The 20,113-nt window shown below is 46.9% G+C and carries 20 protein-coding genes; 10 read left to right on the top strand and 10 right to left on the bottom strand.

The window, feature by feature from the left end; all coding sequences use genetic code 11:
* The first annotated feature begins 19 nt into the window (after positions 1–19).
* Complete coding sequence (locus FSB84_RS24940) at positions 20–1,126, top strand: pyridoxal phosphate-dependent aminotransferase (RefSeq protein ID WP_130540566.1); 1,107 nt, start codon at positions 20–22, stop codon at positions 1,124–1,126.
* Between the two features lie 9 nt (positions 1,127–1,135).
* Here the strand turns inward: FSB84_RS24940 and FSB84_RS24935 are convergent, their stop codons facing one another.
* The 5 genes from FSB84_RS24935 to FSB84_RS24915 form a co-directional block, all read right to left on the bottom strand.
* The gene (locus FSB84_RS24935) at positions 1,136–1,546 is read right to left on the bottom strand and encodes an ester cyclase (RefSeq protein WP_130540565.1); all 411 of its coding nucleotides are present in this window, start codon (positions 1,544–1,546) and stop codon (positions 1,136–1,138) included.
* A 10-nt stretch (positions 1,547–1,556) separates the two neighbouring features.
* Positions 1,557–2,459, bottom strand: coding sequence for a sigma-70 family RNA polymerase sigma factor (locus tag FSB84_RS24930; RefSeq protein WP_130540564.1), 903 nt, complete (start codon positions 2,457–2,459; stop codon positions 1,557–1,559).
* A gap of 105 nt (positions 2,460–2,564) precedes the next feature.
* Positions 2,565–3,053 (bottom strand): hypothetical protein, encoded by a 489-nt coding sequence (locus FSB84_RS24925; RefSeq protein WP_130540563.1) that lies wholly within the window; start codon positions 3,051–3,053, stop codon positions 2,565–2,567.
* Between the two features lie 17 nt (positions 3,054–3,070).
* Positions 3,071–6,574, bottom strand: a complete 3,504-nt coding sequence (locus FSB84_RS24920) for a M1 family aminopeptidase (protein WP_130540562.1) — start codon at positions 6,572–6,574, stop codon at positions 3,071–3,073.
* Entirely contained in the window at positions 6,568–7,467 is a 900-nt protein-coding gene (locus FSB84_RS24915) for an ABC transporter ATP-binding protein (protein WP_130540561.1), read from the bottom strand. The genes FSB84_RS24920 and FSB84_RS24915 overlap by 7 nt, the downstream gene beginning before the upstream one ends.
* 205 nt (positions 7,468–7,672) lie before the next feature.
* Between FSB84_RS24915 and FSB84_RS24910 the strand changes: the two genes are divergently transcribed.
* A complete protein-coding gene (locus FSB84_RS24910) occupies positions 7,673–9,169 on the top strand; it encodes a sensor histidine kinase (RefSeq protein WP_158644109.1) in 1,497 nt (498 codons plus the stop codon).
* 2 nt (positions 9,170–9,171) lie between these two features.
* Positions 9,172–9,891 carry a LytR/AlgR family response regulator transcription factor gene (locus FSB84_RS24905; RefSeq protein ID WP_225979880.1) on the top strand — a complete coding sequence of 240 codons (720 nt, stop codon included), beginning with the start codon at positions 9,172–9,174 and terminating at the stop codon, positions 9,889–9,891.
* A gap of 12 nt (positions 9,892–9,903) precedes the next feature.
* Here FSB84_RS24905 and FSB84_RS24900 read toward each other — a convergent pair whose 3' ends face one another.
* Positions 9,904–10,596: an HAD family hydrolase gene (locus FSB84_RS24900; RefSeq protein WP_130540558.1), complete on the bottom strand. Its 693-nt coding sequence runs from the start codon at positions 10,594–10,596 to the stop codon at positions 9,904–9,906.
* A gap of 74 nt (positions 10,597–10,670) precedes the next feature.
* On the opposite strand from FSB84_RS24900, the gene FSB84_RS24895 reads away from it, so the two are divergent.
* Positions 10,671–11,243, top strand: coding sequence for a Crp/Fnr family transcriptional regulator (locus FSB84_RS24895; protein ID WP_130540557.1), 573 nt, complete (start codon positions 10,671–10,673; stop codon positions 11,241–11,243).
* Here FSB84_RS24895 and FSB84_RS24890 read toward each other — a convergent pair whose 3' ends face one another.
* Entirely contained in the window at positions 11,244–13,610 is a 2,367-nt protein-coding gene (locus tag FSB84_RS24890; protein ID WP_130540556.1) for an ABC transporter permease, read from the bottom strand.
* Positions 13,611–13,836: 226 nt separating this feature from the next.
* On the opposite strand from FSB84_RS24890, the gene FSB84_RS24885 reads away from it, so the two are divergent.
* From FSB84_RS24885 to FSB84_RS24875, 3 genes are read left to right on the top strand one after another with little or no spacing between them, the layout of a single operon-like run.
* The gene (locus FSB84_RS24885; protein ID WP_130540555.1) at positions 13,837–14,307 is read left to right on the top strand and encodes a carboxymuconolactone decarboxylase family protein; all 471 of its coding nucleotides are present in this window, start codon (positions 13,837–13,839) and stop codon (positions 14,305–14,307) included.
* Positions 14,308–14,350: 43 nt separating this feature from the next.
* Positions 14,351–14,692, top strand: coding sequence for a YciI family protein (locus tag FSB84_RS24880; protein ID WP_130540554.1), 342 nt, complete (start codon positions 14,351–14,353; stop codon positions 14,690–14,692).
* 3 nt (positions 14,693–14,695) lie between these two features.
* Positions 14,696–15,937 carry an RNA polymerase sigma factor gene (locus FSB84_RS24875; RefSeq protein ID WP_130540553.1) on the top strand — a complete coding sequence of 414 codons (1,242 nt, stop codon included), beginning with the start codon at positions 14,696–14,698 and terminating at the stop codon, positions 15,935–15,937.
* A gap of 336 nt (positions 15,938–16,273) precedes the next feature.
* Here FSB84_RS24875 and FSB84_RS31820 read toward each other — a convergent pair whose 3' ends face one another.
* On the bottom strand, positions 16,274–16,663 hold the full coding sequence (locus FSB84_RS31820) for a hypothetical protein (protein ID WP_130540552.1): 390 nt from the start codon (positions 16,661–16,663) through the stop codon (positions 16,274–16,276).
* Between the two features lie 11 nt (positions 16,664–16,674).
* Between FSB84_RS31820 and FSB84_RS24865 the strand changes: the two genes are divergently transcribed.
* Together FSB84_RS24865 and FSB84_RS24860 are read left to right on the top strand one after the other, a co-directional pair.
* Entirely contained in the window at positions 16,675–17,046 is a 372-nt protein-coding gene (locus FSB84_RS24865; protein WP_130540551.1) for an ArsR/SmtB family transcription factor, read from the top strand.
* Positions 17,003–17,518, top strand: a complete 516-nt coding sequence (locus tag FSB84_RS24860) for an SRPBCC family protein (protein ID WP_158644108.1) — start codon at positions 17,003–17,005, stop codon at positions 17,516–17,518. Before FSB84_RS24865 ends, FSB84_RS24860 begins: the two co-directional genes overlap by 44 nt.
* 51 nt (positions 17,519–17,569) lie before the next feature.
* Here the strand turns inward: FSB84_RS24860 and FSB84_RS24855 are convergent, their stop codons facing one another.
* Entirely contained in the window at positions 17,570–18,247 is a 678-nt protein-coding gene (locus tag FSB84_RS24855) for an ankyrin repeat domain-containing protein (protein ID WP_130540549.1), read from the bottom strand.
* A 53-nt stretch (positions 18,248–18,300) separates the two neighbouring features.
* Positions 18,301–19,170, bottom strand: coding sequence for an AraC family transcriptional regulator (locus tag FSB84_RS24850; RefSeq protein ID WP_130540548.1), 870 nt, complete (start codon positions 19,168–19,170; stop codon positions 18,301–18,303).
* Between the two features lie 225 nt (positions 19,171–19,395).
* On the opposite strand from FSB84_RS24850, the gene FSB84_RS24845 reads away from it, so the two are divergent.
* Entirely contained in the window at positions 19,396–19,968 is a 573-nt protein-coding gene (locus FSB84_RS24845; RefSeq protein ID WP_130540547.1) for a hypothetical protein, read from the top strand.
* The last annotated feature ends 145 nt before the right edge of the window (positions 19,969–20,113 follow it).

Here is a 20,113-nt window from a genome sequence, read left to right as displayed (position 1 = left end):
AACAAAATAATAAACTCAGATGCCGGCAAACAGAAGAACATGGTTGAAACAAATAGGTTGGGGCATGGCGGGCCTTGGCATAGCGCCATTGCAATCCTTTGCCGTAACGGAAAGCGGTCCGCATGAGGCGTTGTTTCCGCAGGACGATAGCATTCGTCTGAGCTCCAACGAAAATCCTTATGGCCCTTCTCCTGCGGTCATCGCCGCTATGACGGCTGCCCTGAGCCTCAGTAACCGGTACAACTGGCAGTATAGTTCCGATCTGATGGCCACTATTGCAAAAAAGCATCAACTGGATCCGGGAAATATAATGATCAGTGCAGGCAGTACTGAAATTTTAGATTTGCAGGCGCGTTATTTCGGTGAAGCCAAAGGAAGTTTCGTGATCAGCGAAACCACTTACAGCAACTGGTCGAGTATTGCGGAAAATGCAGGATACAAAAAGATCACTGTTCCGCTGAATGCGGAAAAGAAGCAGGACCTGGCCTCCATGCTGTCTGCCATCCGGACCGATACCAATATGCTGTATCTCTGCAATCCGAACAACCCCACCGGTACGCTTATTCCTGACCGGGAGCTTGTCAGCTTCATCACGGAAGCCACCAAAAAAGTGACGGTCGTGATCGATGAGGCCTATCTCGATTATACAGAACAATCTTCTGCCGCCAGGCTGGTGCCCAACAACAAGAACCTCATCATTGTCAAAACTTTTTCAAAAATATACGGGCTGGCGGGTGCAAGGATTGGTTATGCACTGATGCATGAAGAGCTCACAGAAAAAATCAGCTCCACCAAAACCTGGGCCAATGGGGATATCAGTGTGGCTTCACGAGCAGCAGCGATGGCAGCTTTACAGGATACAGCCTTCACAAAGAAATGCAGGGAGCTTAATGAACAGGTGCGAACAGACACCATGAGACAGTTGCAACAATTGAATTTCGCCTGCATCCCATCATTCTCCAATTTCATTTATTTCTCCACAGAAAAGCATAAAACTTATTTCGAACAGCTGAAGAGATCCCGGATACAAGGCACCTATGTGTATGAAAAAGCGGGGGAGTGGACAAGGATCACAGTGGGGACAGCAGCGGAGATGAAACAATTCATCGCCGCTGTAAGTTCATGATCGTTATGATCAGGACCTCACCTGTGCCATCACTTTCAGATAATTCCAGATACTCCAATGTTCAAGGTATTGTCCGTTCTGTACGGTAACAATTTCCAGCATCTCGATATTTATTCGTTTGTTGGTGGCCGGTATACCGAAGAATTCCCCCACATGAACACCGCTTACGTTTTTGCGTGTGCTTATTTTTTCGCCTTCGCCTACCTGGTCCAGGATATCGATGCGGATGTCTGAAAATGCTTTCCAGAGTACGTTCTGAAGGAATGCGATCATGCCGTCTGCGGCCGGAGAAACGCCGGGAGGCGCAGAATGGTTAACAAAATCCGGCGCCATCAGTGCATCGAATGATTGCAGGTTCTTACCGGCAATAACTTCCCTGTTGAAGCGGGCTACCACTTCTTTGTTGCTGTTGATTGACATATGTTTCAGTTTAGATTTTTCTGAAGGAATGCAGTTTCTCTGGATTGGTCTGCAGATAGATATTGCGGATACGATCGCCTTCCGGCTCGATGCTGATCAGGCTCAGCGGTTCATCTCCTGAATTGGTGAGGATCGAAGGAAGGCCATTCGCCATGATCAGTTGCTGCGAAAATGCAGGAACGTATTGCCGCATTTTAAGCACTACTGATACCAGCAGTCTGCTTACATGCTCTTTACCATACACCGGTTTGAGTGCGGCTGTGAACCGTCTTCCATTGGCATTTAGTACGGATCCCCCACCATCGGCATAGAGTATGATATCTTCTTTGAGGAGATGGATCAGTTCATCCATTTGTCCATCTGTGAGTGCTTGCAGGAAATTATTCAGTACTTTCTCATGCACTTTCAGGTCCACGTCAAATCGACGGGTATCGTTACCTAAATGATCTTTGGCCCGTTTGAAGATCTGCCGGCAGTTCTGTTCTGTTTTATCGAATATCTGCGCCAGTTCAAAATAATCGTAAGCAAAGATCTCCTTCAACAGGAAGATAGCCCTTTCCTGAGGCGTAAGCTTTTCCAGTAGAACGAGAATGCCAATGGAAAGTGCATGCCAGGATTCAATGCCTGCACTGGCGGAGCGTTTATCGGATTGATGCAGGGGTTCGGGCAGCCAGATGCCCACATAGGATTCGCGGCGTATCCGTGCGCTGTTGAGATAATTGATGCAAAGATTGGTAACTGTTTTCACCAGGTACGACTTCACGAAACGGATATCCGTTTCTTCGGAAGCCATCCATTTCAGGTAACTGTCCTGCACCAGGTCCTCCGCTGCATCCACACTTCCCAGCATATTGTAGGCGATGGAAAAGAGGAGCGATCTGTATTCCAGGAATATGTCTGTTTTACCGCTCATGACTGCTTTTTAACATGAGACAAGGTAGCTTTTTTGTTTGTGACAGCTGATGCAAAAAAAAATGCCGCAACCATTGTTGCGGCAATTCTAAAATATTTGGAAGGATTATTTGAATGTTCTGAAAACCACAGTTGCATATTTATCGAAAACAGTTTTCTGATCAGTCCCGTATTCCAGCAATGCAAAGCAGAAAGCATCGTGTTTCAGGATCATCTTGTGATAGAATGTTTTTCCATTTTTATATTGTCCTGAGATCACGTAGAAATCCTTGCCTGAAGCTTTGTAGGAGATGGTGGCATGCTTCTGCAGTCTTGCCAGATCATTACTATATTGTTTGGAAAGAGAGATCACTTCACCCTCACTGTCGAGGTTCAGTCTTCCGAAAACTGTCAATATCACTTCACCTTTTTGATTGGTGAATTTTTTCCCGTCACCATTGGCAGATTCTTCCTGTGGTGTTAATACACCTGCAGGATATCCGATGCAATACCCGAAACGCGCATTGCAGTAGCTGTCTTCATTTCCATTCGTTTTCAATGCTGCGGACTCAGAACAATTCAGCCAGAGCAGCAGAGTAAGGATAAAATGACTCATGCTCAAATATACGATCATCAGAGGATCCTGAGTTCATTGTCATCCCTGTTTTCATCCGGCAAGCTGAAGTTGGGATCCAGCAAAACCTTGACTGGCTTGTGTTGCAGGATAAGTTTGATCACAGGAGCTTCACTGGAAACCGGTATACGTTTGATTGCAATGGGTTTTATGCCGGGTGCAGATCCCTGGTTGGATATTGCTATTTCAATAGCTTCATCCGGGGTGATTTGTACCGGTTTCCCGTTAGTATGATCCCATTTTTTCACTTTGAGTTGGAGCTCCAGTTCCCAGGCGCCGTCCGGCAGCTGATGGCAGGAGCGGAGGCGTATACCGGCATCATAATGGATCACCGATTGCAGACGGTCTTTGATGTATTGCTGCTGGGAAGCGGTTGTGTTTTTTAATAGTTCCGTGAGCAGATCCGCCGGCATGGGCCTGTGTTTGTCCGGTCCGTATTGTAGCAGCATGCGCTTCAAGGCCGCATTCATCTGCGCTTCGCCGATTTCATTTTTGATGGCATACAATGCCAGCCCTCCTTTCTGATAATAAACGAAAGACTGATCGCTTTGAAGCAGGGGCAATTCCTTTTCACTGTTCATATTGCGCAGGTTGAAATAAAGCTGGTGGTCCTTTTGCAGATATTCCCAGAGTTTGCCGGGCCCATATTTTTTTTCCGTCACCATATACTCCGTGTATTTTGCAAGTGATTCCGTGAGCATGGCGCTGCCTGGAACTGGGCTTGGCGACAAAATATCGGCCCACCATTGATGCGCAGTTTCGTGGGCTGTTACAGTATAAACAGCATTGAATTTTGTAGTATCACTGAAATCGCTTTTGAAATTGATCTTTTCAGCACAGAACATTACGCCGGGATAAGCCGTGGCGGCCCCGGGATAATGCGGCACTACGGCCAGGGAAATGGAGGATGAAGGATAATTACAAAAATGCTGACTGCCATACGTAATGGCATCTTTCATTGCCTGCATCATTACAGGAAGATTTTGTTCCTGACCTGGTTGATAAAAGATGGAATAATCCGTTCCATTCCATTTTTCCATTTTGATGGCGTAACGGGCAGAGCTCAGCGCAAACATGAAAGGGATCTTATTTTCAGACAGATAGTGGAAATAGCTGCGATCACCTTCTTTCCAGTTCCTGATCAATTTGCCTACGGTAACTGCATGCTGGTCAGCATTGGTGGATATGATAGTTTCATAATCGATGAAATAATAATTGCTGTCGGTTCCGGTGGGTGGTTGTTGAGGCGGCAGTTTTTTTTCTGCCCGCTGTGCAGGGTCGTCGATCTCCAGCCCGGGATTATACCCTAGCCAGGGCACATATTTTTCCAGTTCTACATAAGTACCGTTTTCCACTACCGAATGTTCGCTGTTGAACAGTTTGAAACTTCCACGATTTACAAACATGGAAAAATGGACACTGGTTTCTGCGCCTGGTTGCAGTGGACCTGGCAATGCAAACCAATACTGTTTGAAGCGGGCATCGGAACGAACCAGCTGCGATGCAGGCAGGTTCCATGAAATACTGTCCACATCAGGGTTTACACCTAACCATATTTTCGATATCTGATGGTCCGTTATATTCTTCAGCCGGTAGGAACCTCTTACTTCATAGCGTTGCTCATTTGGATAGAGATCCACCCTTGTGCTAACGGCAATGATCACTGGTTGTTCTGTATCTTTTTCTTTTCCGTAAGTTATCTCATAATCGTGTTTCCATTGATCGGATGCTTTACTGTTCCGGGAGGAACTGGCATTATCCGATTGACTGTAGATAAAGGCTCCCGTTCCCAAAAATGCGATGACACAAATGCTCAATGTGAATGGTATGCTTCTGTTCCGGCCGTTTTTGCCGGGCACCCAGGCTGCAATATGCCGTTGCCATCGCCCGGCGGCGATCCAGGCCAGCAACACAGCCAGCAACGTCCAGTAAAGCATATACCAGTTCACGGCTGTTGTGTAATGACCGAACCCATTGAGCTCCGAATACCGGAGATTGGGAAGTGTTGCATATCGCAGCAACATGGAACGGATGCCCAATAGATTTGAAAAAACGAAAACGCTACAAACCAGGAGGCTGATCATCATGCCCAGGAATTTATTCCTGATAAGCGCCTGCACAAAGAGGATGAGTATGGCGAACAGGAATACAGGCCAGGCGCTCAGGTAATATAGTTCCAGGTACCCTGGGATTTCAGGAACGGCGCCGGCGTACAGTTGTATCCCGATACCTGTTGCAATATTGGCTGTTACGAGCATTAGCACCAACACAAGCAGGGTAGCGGCTTTGGCCAGCCACAGGATCCAGCCTGGCGCTGGTGTGCTGAAAATAAGTCCATGAATACGGACAGTTCTTTCGCGGTGCAGTATTTCTCCTGCATAGAAGACCAGCAGGAAAAGTGCAGGATGGATGGAGCGTAGTTTTTCAACAAGGAAACCTGTAGTTGCATAATAACGGATGCCATAGGGGCCTTCCAGGGCTTCTTCCTTCAGGTCAATGGCAAAGAGAAAGATCCATAAGAGCAACAGGAAAAGAAAGGGAAGGTGACGGAATATAGCGCCCGTTTCCAGCCGTAGTTGTGCTGCAAATACTTTTTTCTTGTAGTGTCTGCCGGCCGGATTCACTACCAACGGTCTGAGCGCTGGCAGATCAGGTTGCTTTTTTTCGATTTCCTGTTTTCTTTCTTTCGAAATTGTCTTTACGCGAAAACTGGAAAAACGGAAACTGATCAGTAGTAATCCCAACGACAACAATATCCAGATAAGACGGTTCAGCAGGAAGATGCCTGACAGCGGGAACAGGTCTTCATTCCGGCGGATCACTGTCCAGTTACGGGTTTCACCAAAGTAAGACATGATACCGAATGGGTCCAGCAGGTAAGGTACTATCGAAACTTCTTCTGTTTTCAGCACTGATCCCGCCATCAACGGTGAGTTACCCAGAACTGATCCGGTGAAATAAAGTACAAACAACAACAATCCGGCCGTATATACGCTGCGTGCGTTCTTTCCCAGCACAGCAGCACAGAATACCAGGCTGCAGCAGAATAAAATATCAGGCAGACCAAATACCAGTAACGGCCATGCATAGTGCAAAAGGGAAGAAGGCCCCAACTGCACCGGGTGTACCATCATCCAGCCCAGCCAGCAGCCCGGCATCGCCATGATCAGCACAAGGGAAACGGCTATCACCAGCCCGGATAACCGAACAAGATACCATTGCCACTTTTTGATACCACTGCTATGCACCAGGGAATCCATACCGGATTGTTCATCGCGCAGCACAACATTGGCGCAGAAAACGGTTGCTGTAAAAATGGACATCAAGGAAAGCAGGTTCACGATATAATTGATCACATATGGCGCATTCCTTTGCAGTTCCGGTCCTCCGAAATTTCCTTTCGACATGAGGAATCCCAATGCCATAAAAATGATGGCGGCCGTGATGAATGTCAGCTGTCTGAAATGATATTTCAGTTCGAAGCGCAGGAGATTGATCAGCATACCAACTCCTTTCCGGAGCTTTTGGCTCCTGTCAGTGACGTGAAATAAACATCTTCCAGTGTAGGGGTGAATGGCTCGAAACCTTCTCCGGGAGAGGATTCTGAAAGTACATGCACCTGTAGTCTTCCACCATTCATGCGTGTGGCGATCACTTCCATGGTCTGCTGATAAACGCTCAACGCACTGCGTGAAATCGTCTTTCGCCAGATACGGCCATCCAGCTCCCTGGTAAGCCCGGACGGCTTTCCCCTGAGGATGATCCTGCCATTGGCCATCACAGCCATATCCGGACAGAGATCATGCACATCTTCCACGATATGCGTGCTCAGCAGCACCACTATATTCTCTCCGATTCCTGCCAGCAGTTCGTAAAAACGGTTGCGTTCCATCGGGTCCAGTCCTGCAGTTGGCTCGTCCACAATCAGTAGCTGCGGATTGCCCAGCAATGCCTGTGCAATACCGAAACGCTGCCGCATGCCGCCGGAGAACGTGCTGACGGATTGTTTGCGAACAGCATAAAGATTGGTTTGGTTAAGCAGCGCCAGCACCTGTTCTTTCCGGTCTGCTTTACTGACGATGCCTTTCAACAATGCCATATGATGAAGCAGTTCCATGGCAGAGAATTTAGGATATACGCCAAAGTCCTGCGGCAGGTAGCCAAGCTGACTGCGGAGCAGGGAAGGAGACTGGTAAATATCCTGTGTATCGAAAAATACCTGGCCATTATCGGGAGGCTGTAATGTAGCCAGGGTGCGCATCAGGGATGATTTGCCTGCGCCGTTCGGGCCGAGCAGTCCGAACATCCCATTGCCGATGGAAAGTGAAATATCATTCAATGCCTGCACGCCATTGGGATATGTTTTGGAAAGACCTTTGATGATCAATCGATGCATATGATTCTGTTTAGGTTCACTGCAATGTAGCAGCGCCTTTCGGGCTCTGAAACTAATGATGGGCAAGGATTGTAGTTTGATGGCGAGCGGAAGGATTACGCTGATGACCGTATTCTTTTACCTACATCATCAAATGCGGTACGTTCATCATTATTATTTGCAGGGAAGCTTTGAAGCATGTTCTTTTACGCATCATTTTACAAGTATGATCCGGAACCAATCAGTGAATATCATATTTAGAAAACCGGACAGCTTCCTGTTTGCAGGATTGTATTCCTGGATGGCGGTATTTCATATTCTGGCTCCCTCATCCGGCGGCAGGCACTGGCAGCTCTTTTTTGAAACGATGGCTGTACTGCTGGTGAGTATGCTGCCTGTATTGTTTTTCACCTGGCAAAGAGAAAAATGGAAAAATGGATGGTCGCGGAAAAAGTACAATATCGCCTGGTGGTGCTGTTTTGCAGGTTATATTCCCTTGTTGCTGCTGGTAACCGGAGCTAACGAAGAATTACCGAATTCCTGGCGGCAGCTGGTTTTCATGGCATCGATATTCACCTGGTTGCTGGAATTACTACTGGTCCTGAACAGCTGGTACCGGCAGCGCGCAGGTCAATGGCAATGGTTCCGCGCCATCAGCCTTGAGAAAGCAGTACTTATCAGCATCGGTATCATTGCTCTTTTGCTGTCTTTAATGGCAACTTCCAGCATAGGCAATCCGGCGTATGATTCAAACGGACAGCTATTGATCGGCTTCGAATTCAAACCTGGCAGGATCATTGGTGAGTTCGGCAGTTTTCTCGCATTCCTCCTGCAATTCCTCTTCATGTATTGTTGCGGCTATGGTTATTTCATTCTCAACAGCAAACTGCTTGTGCCGATGGTGCTCAGGCTACATGGCGCTTTGATCTATACGCTCACTGCATTGGCAACGGTTAGTCTCAGTTATCCTTTGATCGGTTTCCTGTTGAACAGGCTTCCCTTCAATGATAAACTGGGCTCCATATTCCCTGCCAATCCTTTTCAACTGGAGAATGCATTCGGCGCCATCCTGATCCTGCTGCTGAGCCTGCCAGTTATATTGGCACTGCAATGGTCCAGACAGAACAACCGCATCATGGCGCTGGAAAAAGAAAAAGCGGAAACAGAACTGGACCTGCTCAAACAGCAACTGAACCCTCATTTCTTTTTCAATACACTCAATAATCTCTATGCGCTCAGCCTGGCGCAATCCAAACAAACTCCGGAAAGCATTTTGCAGTTATCTGAACTGATGCGGTATGTGATCTACAAGGCAAAGGATAATAATGTAAATATCCGGGACGAAGTGAAGTACATCGAAGACTATATCCGGTTGCAACAGATCAGGCTGAAACGCCATCCCAACATTCAATTCAGCAAAGAGGTGGTACCCGATACGCCTCCTGTAGCCCCGCTGCTTCTGATAGTACTGGTGGAAAATGCCTTTAAGCACGGTATCGAACCGGCAGAGTCAAACTCATTTTTGGAACTGCAACTGGTAACCACTCAGAACAGTCTGCATTTCACCTGCATCAACTCGTTTGAAGAATCGTTGGAAGGGAGCGGTATCGGCCTGGAAAATCTCCGGAGAAGGCTGGTGCTCCTTTATCCCGGCAAACATCTCTTGAAAACAGGAAAGGAAAATCATATTTTTAAAGCTGAACTGGAACTGGACCTCTCATGAATATGCGTTGTTTAATTGTGGACGATGAGCCTTTGGCTCATGATGTGATCCTGAAATATATAGAGGATGTTCCCTTCCTGCAAACGGAGGGACAGTGTTACCTTGCCACAGAGGCATTGTCTTTTCTCCGATCACACCAGGTAGACCTCATCTTCCTCGATATCCGGATGCCGAAGCTCAGCGGGCTCGACTTCCTCCGTACGCTGGATCACCGCCCGCTGGTGATCATCACTTCCGCTTACGAAGAGCACGCACTCGAAAGTTTCGACCTCGAAGTATGCGATTACCTGCTCAAACCTTTCCGCTTCGACCGTTTCCTGAAAGCGGCCAACCGCGCTTTGTCCATTTTTACATTAAAGCAACAGCAATCCATAGCCGCAATCCCGGTCATGCCGGCTGCTCAGCAGGAGTCTGGCAGTATCTATATCAAGTCAGACAAAAAACTGGTTCAGCTCAACCTCAACGAGATCTGGTACCTGGAAAGCCTTGGTAATTATGTGAAGGTCTGGAACGAACAGAAATACATCCTGACGCCGAGGACCCTGTCCGGTTTTGAAGAACAATTGCCTTCAGAGCATTTTGTACGCATTCACAAATCATTTATCCTGAATAAGCGGTTTGTGAATTATATCGATGGAAACCTGATCAGGTTGAGGAACGGAAAAGAATTGCCCCTCGGAAAGAATTATCGTCATGTGGTGAAGTTGTTGATGGGGGAGTGAAATCACTTTCCACTAAGGCAGGAACTCCAGGATATCACTGATCTTCTCCACCTGCCTGAAATTCGGATGCACCACATCCTGGTCATATACTTCATGCACCCAGGTGGTATGATAGGGAATATGCACTGCATGACCATTCAGTTCCAGCACAGGCAATACATCCGACTTGATGGAATTACCGAGCATCAGGAAATGTTCAGGAGCGCAGTCAAGGTGCTTCAGCAGTTTTTGATAGTCAGGTACTTTCTTGTCGCTCATGATCTCGATATGATGGAAATAGTCCATTAGTCCTGATTTCTTCAATTTCCTTTCCTGGTCCAGCAGATCGCCCTTGGTGGCCACTACCAGCCTGTATTTCCCTTTCAGGTGTTGCAATACTTCCTGAACGCCATCGAGCATTTCAATATCTTTTTGCAGGAGCTCATCACCGAGCCTGATCACTTCGTCTACCATTTTGATGGAAGCCCTTCCTTCAGTGACCCGCGAAATGGTTTCGATCATGCATAACAGTACGGTCTTGATGCCGAAACCATAAAGCGGAAGACGCTGCAGTTCTGTTTTATACAATTCCTTTGATACAGAATGATGCGGGAGATAGTCTTCCAGCAGTCCGCAGAATTTCTTTTCCAGCTCCTGGAAGTAAGGTTCGTTCACCCACATGGTATCGTCCGCATCGAAGGCAATCACTTTTATCTGATCGTACATTAGTTTAATTTTTGTGTCGCAAATTTGAGTGAAGGTTTCAGGTTTTTGAAGGACATTTGTCCTAATCCGAAAATATGCTCAGGACCAATCCTACATTTCTGCAATTTATTCAAAACCTGTTTGTCTCCAATCAGCATCATGAAGCTTTTGCCCTCCGGACCTGGCCCAAAGGCAGCTTGTTGTTAAAACAGGGAACAGCCGCAGTGCGGGTATCCGTGATCAGGGAAGGGATCACCAAATGTTATTTCAGTGAGGAGAATGGCAAGGATTTCATTATTGAATTCCTGAGCGAAGGCGAGATCCTTGGCGACCTGGAAGCCATCCGCAACAATGTTTGCCTCTGCAATGTGGAAGCGCTTACAGACGTACAGGTATACTCGATCAATATCGATTATTTCCGTACACTTTTACAGAAAGACCTTATGCTGAATCAGCTGTTGCTGCATGCACTGGCAGGACGGGTGATCAATACCAGCCAGCGTTCCTCCCTGCAACAATTGTATACTGTTGATCATGCTGTAAAACGTTTGCTGGAACTGCAAACCAGGCAGCAGCTCGATTTTTCCAAAGAAGATATGGCCGCTTACCTGGGCATCACCCTGCGAAGCCTCAACAGGGCATTGAAACATCTTTCCGAACAGGAATAGTTATTCGCTTTTTAAAGATTTAACCGGGCTCATCATGGCAGCTTTCAGTGTCTGGAAACTGATCACCACCACGGCAATCACCAGTGCGATCAGTGCTGCCCAGATAAATACCATGGCGCCGATATTGATGCGGTAACTGTATTGTTTCAACCAGCCTTCCAGGAACCAGAGCGCCAGGGGAGAGGCGATAACGCAGCTGATCAATACCAGTAGAAGAAAGTCCTTTGTCAGCAACAGTAACAATTGTGTCATTGAGGCGCCCAGCACTTTCCGGATCCCGATCTCCCTGGTGCGTTGCTCGGCGATGTACGCTGCCAGTCCGAACAATCCCAGGCAACTGATGAAAATGGCCAGCATTGCGAAAATAGCCGCCAGCTTGCCGATCAGCATTTCCATTTTGAATTTGGCAGCATGGGTTTCATCTGCGAAAGAATATTCGAAGGAGAAAGCCGGACTGTATTTATTGAAAATAGTGTTGAGTTTACTGATGGCTCCCTGTGTACTTACGCCTGGTGCGATCCTGAACAGCAGTGAGCTTGCAGTTTTGGTATCTATCAGGAACATCGTGGGATCAGCTGATCCGAAAGGGGAGAGCATCAGTGCATCTTTAGCTACTCCTGCTATTACATAAGTGCCATCCTGCCAACGGACCACCTGATTAACGGGGTCCTTTATGCGCATTTTATTGATGGCAGCCTCATTGAAGATCACGCTGACAGAATCGAATTCATTTCTGAAATCACGACCGGCTATTAATTCCATTCCCATCGTTTTGAAATAATCAGGCGTAGTGATGATCACGCCCATCTCGATGGTCTCATTGTCTTTTTTTCCAGGCCAGTGCTCAATATCGGAATGCCAGTAAATATCGGTGGCAGGACTTGAAGCAGTTGTCATAGAGGAAACGATACCAGACTGTATGGCTTCATTTTTAAATGCGTTGTAATTTCTGAGCAGGTCTGGGTTCATGTCCAGTTCCATAAGGCGTGCCAGCTCATAGCCGTTCGGTCTGTCCTTTGCATAATTGATCTGCCGGTAGATCACGATAGTGCCGATGATCAGGGCCACGGAGCAACTGAACTGGACCACTACCAGGGTCTTACGAAAAAGGGAGTGGCTGCGTCCCTGACTCAGACTGCCTTTCAATACTTTCACCGGTTGAAAAGAAGAAAGATAGAATGCAGGTCTGCTGCCTGCTACCAGCGTTGTAATCAAAACCAATGCTGCCATGAGGCTCCAAAATGTAAGACTGCTGTAAGGAATTTGCAGACTGGCCTCTGTCAATATATTGAACGCCGGCAACAGCAACTGTACCAGCAGCAGCGCGAAACTAAATGCAATCAGGATGAGCAGGAATGATTCCAGCAGGAATTGAAACACCAGTTGTTTTTTTGCAGAGCCGATCGCCTTTCTGACACCCACTTCCCTGGCGCGTTTTTCAGAACGGGCAGTAGTCAGATTCACGAAATTGATACAGGCGATCAGGAGCACCAGCAATCCTACCAGGGTAAAGATCCTCACATATTCAAGAAAACCCTCCGTATCTTTTCCATTTACATAATTCGAGTAAAGATGCCAGCGATCCATCTGCTGCAAGGTAACATAGGAGTTCTTTGCATTCATTGATTCCTGTGTATGGGTGATCATCCTGATCTTCGGCGCCAGCTGGGAATAGGGAATATTTTTTTTCAGTTTTACAAAAACCTGGAAGCCATTATTGTCGAATCTCGAATGATCGAGCTTTCCCCTGGGGCTTGACAATTCTTTATAACTGAAGGGCACCAGGTATTTGAACTGAAGAGTAGAGTTGCCAGGGATATCCTTTAAGATGCCGGTTACTTTCAGGTCATTCTTATTATCGATGCGCACCATTTTGTTCAGGGGATCCTCATTGCCGAATAATGCTTTTGCAGTGGATTCCGTTAGCACGATTGAGTAGGGATCATTCAAAACCGATCCGGCATTTCCCTTCAATAATGGAAAACCGAACATTTTCAGGAATTCGGTTCCCACCATACCGCCGCGCTGGTAGATCTTTTTATCACCTACCATGAGGCCATGCGGACCCATCCAATCAGTTTCAGCTACTGCTTCTATTTCATCATAGCCGTCACGAAGGGCATCTGCCAGCCGGAGTGAACTGGTGCGGAAAGTGAGTGTGTCTCCATTGCTGTTGAAATTCCTTTGAACACGGTACAATCTTCCATGGTCCGGAAGGAATTCATTATAGGAATACTGGTAGAAAACCCAAAGGCCAATCAACAGTGTAACGGTCATGCCAGCGGCCAGGCCGAACACATTGATGGCGCTGTAAGCCTTGTTCTTGAGCAGGTTTCTCCAGGCGGTCTTGAAATAGTTGCGGAACATAAGCGGGTTTTGTGCTGGTTAGAGACCAAGCAGCGTGCCAGTTGGCAAAAGATTGAAAATAAGGATTTTACTAACCAAGGTCAAATCCCGCCTGTTCATTTCCGTACAGTTTTTGTCCGGGTATGGACAGCCCGATCCAGAAAAAATAGAAAATATTTTCGTCCACTTGTCCAGTTTTTTCTTTCCCGCGCATTACTGAAGTATAAAACAATAAAAACACAGTATTATGGAAAGAATGAATTTATTCGCAAAGAGCGGTAATGTATTGAGAGCGCTGAATGGTTTTCATTCCTATCTCTCCAAATCAACCATCGATTCCAAACTGCAGCACCTGATCTATATCCGTGTTTCGCAGATCAACGGATGTGCTTTCTGCCTGGACATGCACACAAAGGATCTCCGCGTAATGGGCGAAACTGAACAACGGATGCTGATGCTGGGCGCCTGGCACGATGCTTACAGGCTTTATACACCAAAGGAACGCGCAGCACTGGCCTGGGCTGAAGCGGTAACACTTGTCGCCAAAGGCCCTGTATCCGACGCAATATATGCTGAAACAGCAGCTCATTTCACGGAACAGGAAATGGCCGAGCTCACTATCTGTGTGATCGCTATCAACAGCTACAACCGGCTCAATGTGGCGTTCCAGACACCGGCAGGAGATTATCAACCCGGCCAGTTTGCCAATGCGCATTAATCCGTCAAAAACAAATAATTTCACTTTTCAATTCCTGTAAAAAATGAAAGAGTTCGCGCTATTATTCAGACAACCGGATTATGACTACAGTAATGTATCACCCAAAGATTTTGAAGTCATCACGCGCAAGTGGCAGGATTGGATCGGTCAGCTTCAATCCGGTGAAAAGATGGTGAATAATGGAACCCGCCTGGCCAATGAAGGTAAGGTGCTGCGTGCTGGTGGTGTGATCACAGATGGTCCTTTCGTAGAGATCAGGGAAAGACTCGGCAGCTTTATCATTGTGCGGGCTGCGGACCTGGAAGAAGCCACTACGCTGGCACATGGTTGTCCTGCCCTGGATGCAGGAGGTAGTGTAGAGATCCGTCCATTATTTGAATATTAAGTGATGCAGCAAAGCGGAGATTCATTGAAACAGTTGTTCCAGCAGGAATTTGCGAAGATGGTGGCTGTGATCAGCAAACTGTACGGCCTGGAACATATCGAAACAGCGGAGGATATTGTAAGCGACACTTTTCTCACCGCATCTGAAAGCTGGGGAATGAAGGGAATGCCTGCCAATCCCACTGCCTGGTTATACGCCGTGGCCAAACAGAAAACACTTTACCATTTCAGAAGGAAAAAACTGTACGATCAGAAAGTGATGCCTGTTATCCGTAATGCACAACCGGAAATGGATACAACAGAACCTGATTTTTCCCCACAACATATCCGTGATAGCCAGTTGCAGATGCTATTTGCCATCTGCAACCCGGCTATTGCTGCCGAAGCGCAGATTGGTCTGGCCCTGCGCATACTTTGTGGTTTTGGTATCGATGAAATTGCAGAGGCTTTTTTTTCAAACAAGGAAACTATCAATAAGCGACTGTTCCGCGCCAAAGAAAAATTGCGCGAGGAAAAAATAAGCCTGGAATTCCCTCCCGATGCGGATCTGCCGGCAAGACTGGAAAATGTGCTGCGCATCATTTACCTGTTGTTCAATGAAGGCTATTATTCAAAAACACAAAACCGTGTACTTCAGCAGGAACTTTGCGTGGAAGCCATCAGGCTCTGCCTGATGCTGACGGAATATGAAAAGACCAACCGTGCGGAAACCAATGCACTGCTTGCATTGATGTGCTTTCATGCTTCACGGTTCGAAGCGCGTATCACACCGGATGATGAACTGATCCTCTATGAACAACAGGATGAATCGAAGTGGGACCAGGGGCTTATCCGGCAGGGCATTCATTTCCTGGAATTGTCTGCCCGCGGGGACAGGATCAGTACCTGGCATATCGAAGCGCGGATCGCTTCCTGGCATTGTATAAAAGAAGACAGTCCTCAAAAATGGCAACAGATCCTGCAGTTGTACGATCAATTACTGGAGATCAATTTTTCTCCCGGGGTGGCACTTAACAGGATATATGCATTGTACAAGGCGAAGGGCAGGGAAGAAGCGATCAAAGCTGCACAGGAACTGGATTTGACGCAGCATCATTTCTACTGGTTATTGCTGGGTGAATTACAGTCAGGCATCGATAATGAGCAGGCGCAGCTGTATTTCAAAAAAGCCCTGGCGCTGGCCAAAACTATTCCCGAACAGCAGGGGATCAAGGAAAAGATCCGAAAACTGTCAGAACTCCATTGAGCCAGGGCTCACCTTATATTCGTATGTTGGTCACCGTTGCGATGAAAATATGTACTGCCCGGATTCCAGCTGTAAAATTATCTTTCGGTTGAGTTTTCCATTTTTGTTTTTCCAGGATATTCCAGAAACCTGACAACTCCTGACCGGGATTGATCCCTGCCAGTGTCTGGAAGAACCAGTTGCCGATGCCACAGAGCGAGGAAAAATTGTGAGAGATGCCTGTTCAGGATTCCCATACCAGCCCGGCATGGCCGGGTTCCGTCAATCCATATAACATATACAAATAACCGACAAACCCTGTACTCAGGTGTCCTTTCGGCTTTTTGATATTATCGATCAGTTATTGTAATACAAGCTCTCTTTTGTTTTCCGGCGCAATGCCCAAATACAATGGCAAAATTTGCGATGTCTGGCTGTTATCTGCATAGATTCCTGTAGCATCGTTGAAAAATCTTTTATTGAAAGCATTTCGGAAACAGGCGGCAGTATGGCGTATTGAAGTGCATCTTCACGGGAGTCCAGCAGGGCGTGCAAGTGCTTGCAGGCGCATGTAATAAGGATGAGCAAAGGCAGGGATCGTTTCATATCAACAGGGGTGCGGGCCAGGTCACAAATCAAATCAAGTGAAAGCGGAAAGTCAGGCAATTGCCCCGTAAAAGGGAACAGGAAAAAAAATAATCTCAAAATGCGTAGCCATATCCCGACATTTCGTATTTTCGTAGCCAAATGACTACCTAATGGAAAAACGCAGAGATGTATTTCAGGCTATCGCAGATCCCACCAGGCGTGGCATCATCGATCTGTTGAGCAGGCAATCCCTGAACCTGAACAGTATTGCGGAACATTTCGATTCCAGCAGGCCCACTATTTCGGAGCATATCAAGATCCTGCATGAGTGCGGGCTGGTCTTCATCACGCAAAAGGGAAGGGAAAGGTTTTGCGAAGCGAAACTGGAAGGCCTGAACGAAGTAACGGGATGGATTGAAAATGCCCGCAAATACTGGACAGAAACCCTGGATTCAATGGAGCAATATCTCAATTCAATACAAACAAAAAACAACGATCATGTTAGCACAAAAAGAAAACAAACCGGCAGCAAAAGAAAATGAGCTGGAGATCGTCCGCATCCTGGATGCTCCGCGAGAACTGGTGTATCAATTATGGACAAAGGAAGAACATTTGAAAAAATGGAATGCTCCACTGGGATGCAGCATTCATTATTCAAGGATCGATGTAAGGCCCGGAGGTGAATTCCTTTCGGTGGTGAAAAATCCAGTTTATCCGGATTGCTGGGTGAAAGGTGTCTATCTCGAATTACAAGCCCCTGAGCGGATTGCGTACACCATGGAGATGTCGGACGAGCAGGGCAATATCAACCTGCCGCAGTACCAGAATGCCGACTGGCCGGCATCCACCATTGTAACGCTTAGCTTTGAGGAATTGCCGGGTAACAAGACCAGGCTCACCTTACGTCAATCTGTATCCGAAGCAGCTGCTATGCGCAAAGGTGCTTATCAGGGCTGGCTTTCCAGCTTCGATGTAATGGATCAATACCTGGCAGGCATTACAGAAAAAAAATAAGCCGGTCCATTTCCCGGGACCGGCCAGTTACTGGTTTTTCGATAGTTCAAATTATCTGGCTCCTGCATTTTCCAGCAGTATCACAATCTCTTTTTGTCCTTTTTTCCTGGCATGCGCCAGCGGAGTGATCCCGTTTTGGTCCGCAATGTTCAGGTCAGCCCCTGCCTTGATCAGGAGCTGTACGATCTTCGTATGTGCCTTACCGCCATTACCCAGAATGATGGCTTCCAGCAAGGCAGTCCAGCCCAGGCGATTGATATGATCGATGGGGAATTTTTTGTCCTCAAGTATGGCGGCAACAGTTTCCACATGTCCTCTTTCGCAGGCGGGGATCAGGGCCGATCCATTATAGCGGTTGAAAATAGTGTAATCTGCTCCGGATTTCATACAGAGCCTCACGATGTCTGTGAAGCCGGATGCGCCTGCATACAGAAAAGGCGTATTCAGCACCCTGTCCTGCGCATTCACGCTGGCGCCTGCGCGGATCAATACTTTGGCTGCTTCCAGCCGGTTTTGATAGAGGGCATTCATCAGTGGGGTTCTGTTTTCTCCATCACGGATCTCTTTCCCGGCGCCTGCTTTCAATGCGTTTGCCACAGCAACTGCATCATCAGCTTTGATGGCGGCTGCCAGTTGCTGGTCTGCGGGAGTATTGCTCATCGTATTGTTTTTTTGTGCACATGCAGTAAGGCTGCTTATAAGCATCGCCGCATAAAAGAATAGTTTCATTGTTCACTATTTGCAATTCAAAGGTAGTAACTGATCAAAACAGGAAAAGGTACTTAACGGGATGATCCGGGTACTTTCTGAACCTGCTGACGGAAGGCGAGTGGGGTGAGGCCCGTGTACCTGCGGACAAAGCGGCTGAAATAGGAAGTGTCGGAAAATCCCAGATGATAGGCGATCTCTTTTACATCCATCCCTGAAAAACTGAGCAGCCGCCTGGCTTCCAGCAATATCCGCTGGCGGATGAATGCGCCTGCTGTGATTCCGGATTCGCGTTTGCAGGTATTGTTGAGGTGTTGCGGCGTTACATGTAACACTGCGGCATAATATTCAACTGTAGGCTCCTCCCTGTAATGCGTTTCCACCAGGTCCGTAAACTGCATCATGATCTTCTTAACAGGTGTGGGATTCAGATCCGGATGAGCCGATTCATAGAATCTTTGCAGCATATTGAGTAACACCAGCAGCCGGTGTGCAAGAATTTCGATGGAAAAATGGTCAGCATTCCTGTATTCTTTTTCCATTAATGACAGTTCGGCCAGTAGCTCGTTGAATTTTGCAGTGCTTAGGTCCAGTACAGGATTGCCGGACCAGGAGAAGAAAGGCCATTGCCTGGTATCCGGCAGGAAATCCGGTCCGAACATCAGTTGTATTCCACTGGTGCCGGACTGGAATTTCCAGTGATGCGCCTGTCCGGGCGCCAGGAAATGCACCTGGTATTTATGTGTTGCATATTCTTTGAAATCGATACTATGGGTGCCCCTGGCTTTGGTAAAAAAGAGGAGCATAAAGAAATCATGCTTATGCGGATAGGCCAGTCCCGGCCATTGTTTTTCATTATGTACAAGAAAACTGAATGCCTGCTTTTTGAAAGGAGGCGTGATGTCTTCGATACTGAAAACGGGAAGTGGCTTCTGTATTGGCATAGGTTGTTGTATTACGAAAATACGAAAAGTAGAAATCAGTAATATGTTCCGGGAATTACGGCAAATTGACTAATCCCGGAAGAGGTGCAGGCCCCCGGCTGGCGGATCCGGTACATTTGCAACAAGTAAGAGTATGAAACCGAAAAAAAAATGAGCCTGTCGCCATTCACCGTTGTTTACTAATTCAGAAAAACTGGTAAATTGGAATAATGGAACCGCCCATTCATGGATAACACTCACAACAGAAAGAAACAAACCCTCATCCGCGATTGTCGGCGACTGCTTTTCGCTTTTGCCCTGCTGTTAGTATTCATGCAGGTATTCACCAATAGGGTAGCAAAGCCTTTTGTAACAATGAAGAATGCGGATACAATGGCTGTTTACAATAAGAATTCAGTTGGTTACACCAATGGGATCCTGTCTGCATTGGAGATTGGAGAAACATTACAGATATGGTACCAAATGAGTGGCTGTTTCGGAGATAAAGGGTATGAGCTCAAGATCATCAGAAAAAGCAACGGCTTGGTTGCTGAACTATTCCATTGGGAAAGTACCCTTATACAAAATCTTCTGAACTTTTACTGTAATGATGACTTTATCTCTTCTGCGCGCATGGATGCCGCGTCTATGGCTGCTTTCAGAGAGTTTGAAGCAACCTGGCCAATACTCAGGCCCGGTGGCTGCACCACTACCACTTACTATACCATCAAGAGTAATTACATGAACACTGCACTCACTGATGGCGGTTGCGGAAATGATGATTTCGACAATCTCCTGAAAAAAATATTTCACAATTAGATTTCCTTTTATAGTTTTGCATCGCATTCCTTTATTATTCACTCTTAATTCAAAGGAATCATGACAGTATATCCTTCCATATCATCATCTGCAAAAGCTGCCTGAGCGGCAAGCGCTTGAATTTCCTTTCTTTTTTCTGAAAGTA

It is taken from the genome of Pseudobacter ginsenosidimutans, assembly GCF_007970185.1.
Taxonomy (GTDB): Bacteria; Bacteroidota; Bacteroidia; order Chitinophagales; family Chitinophagaceae; genus Pseudobacter; species Pseudobacter ginsenosidimutans.
The sequence above is the reverse complement of the archived record's forward strand: the minus strand, read 5'-3'. Positions and strand labels throughout refer to the sequence as shown.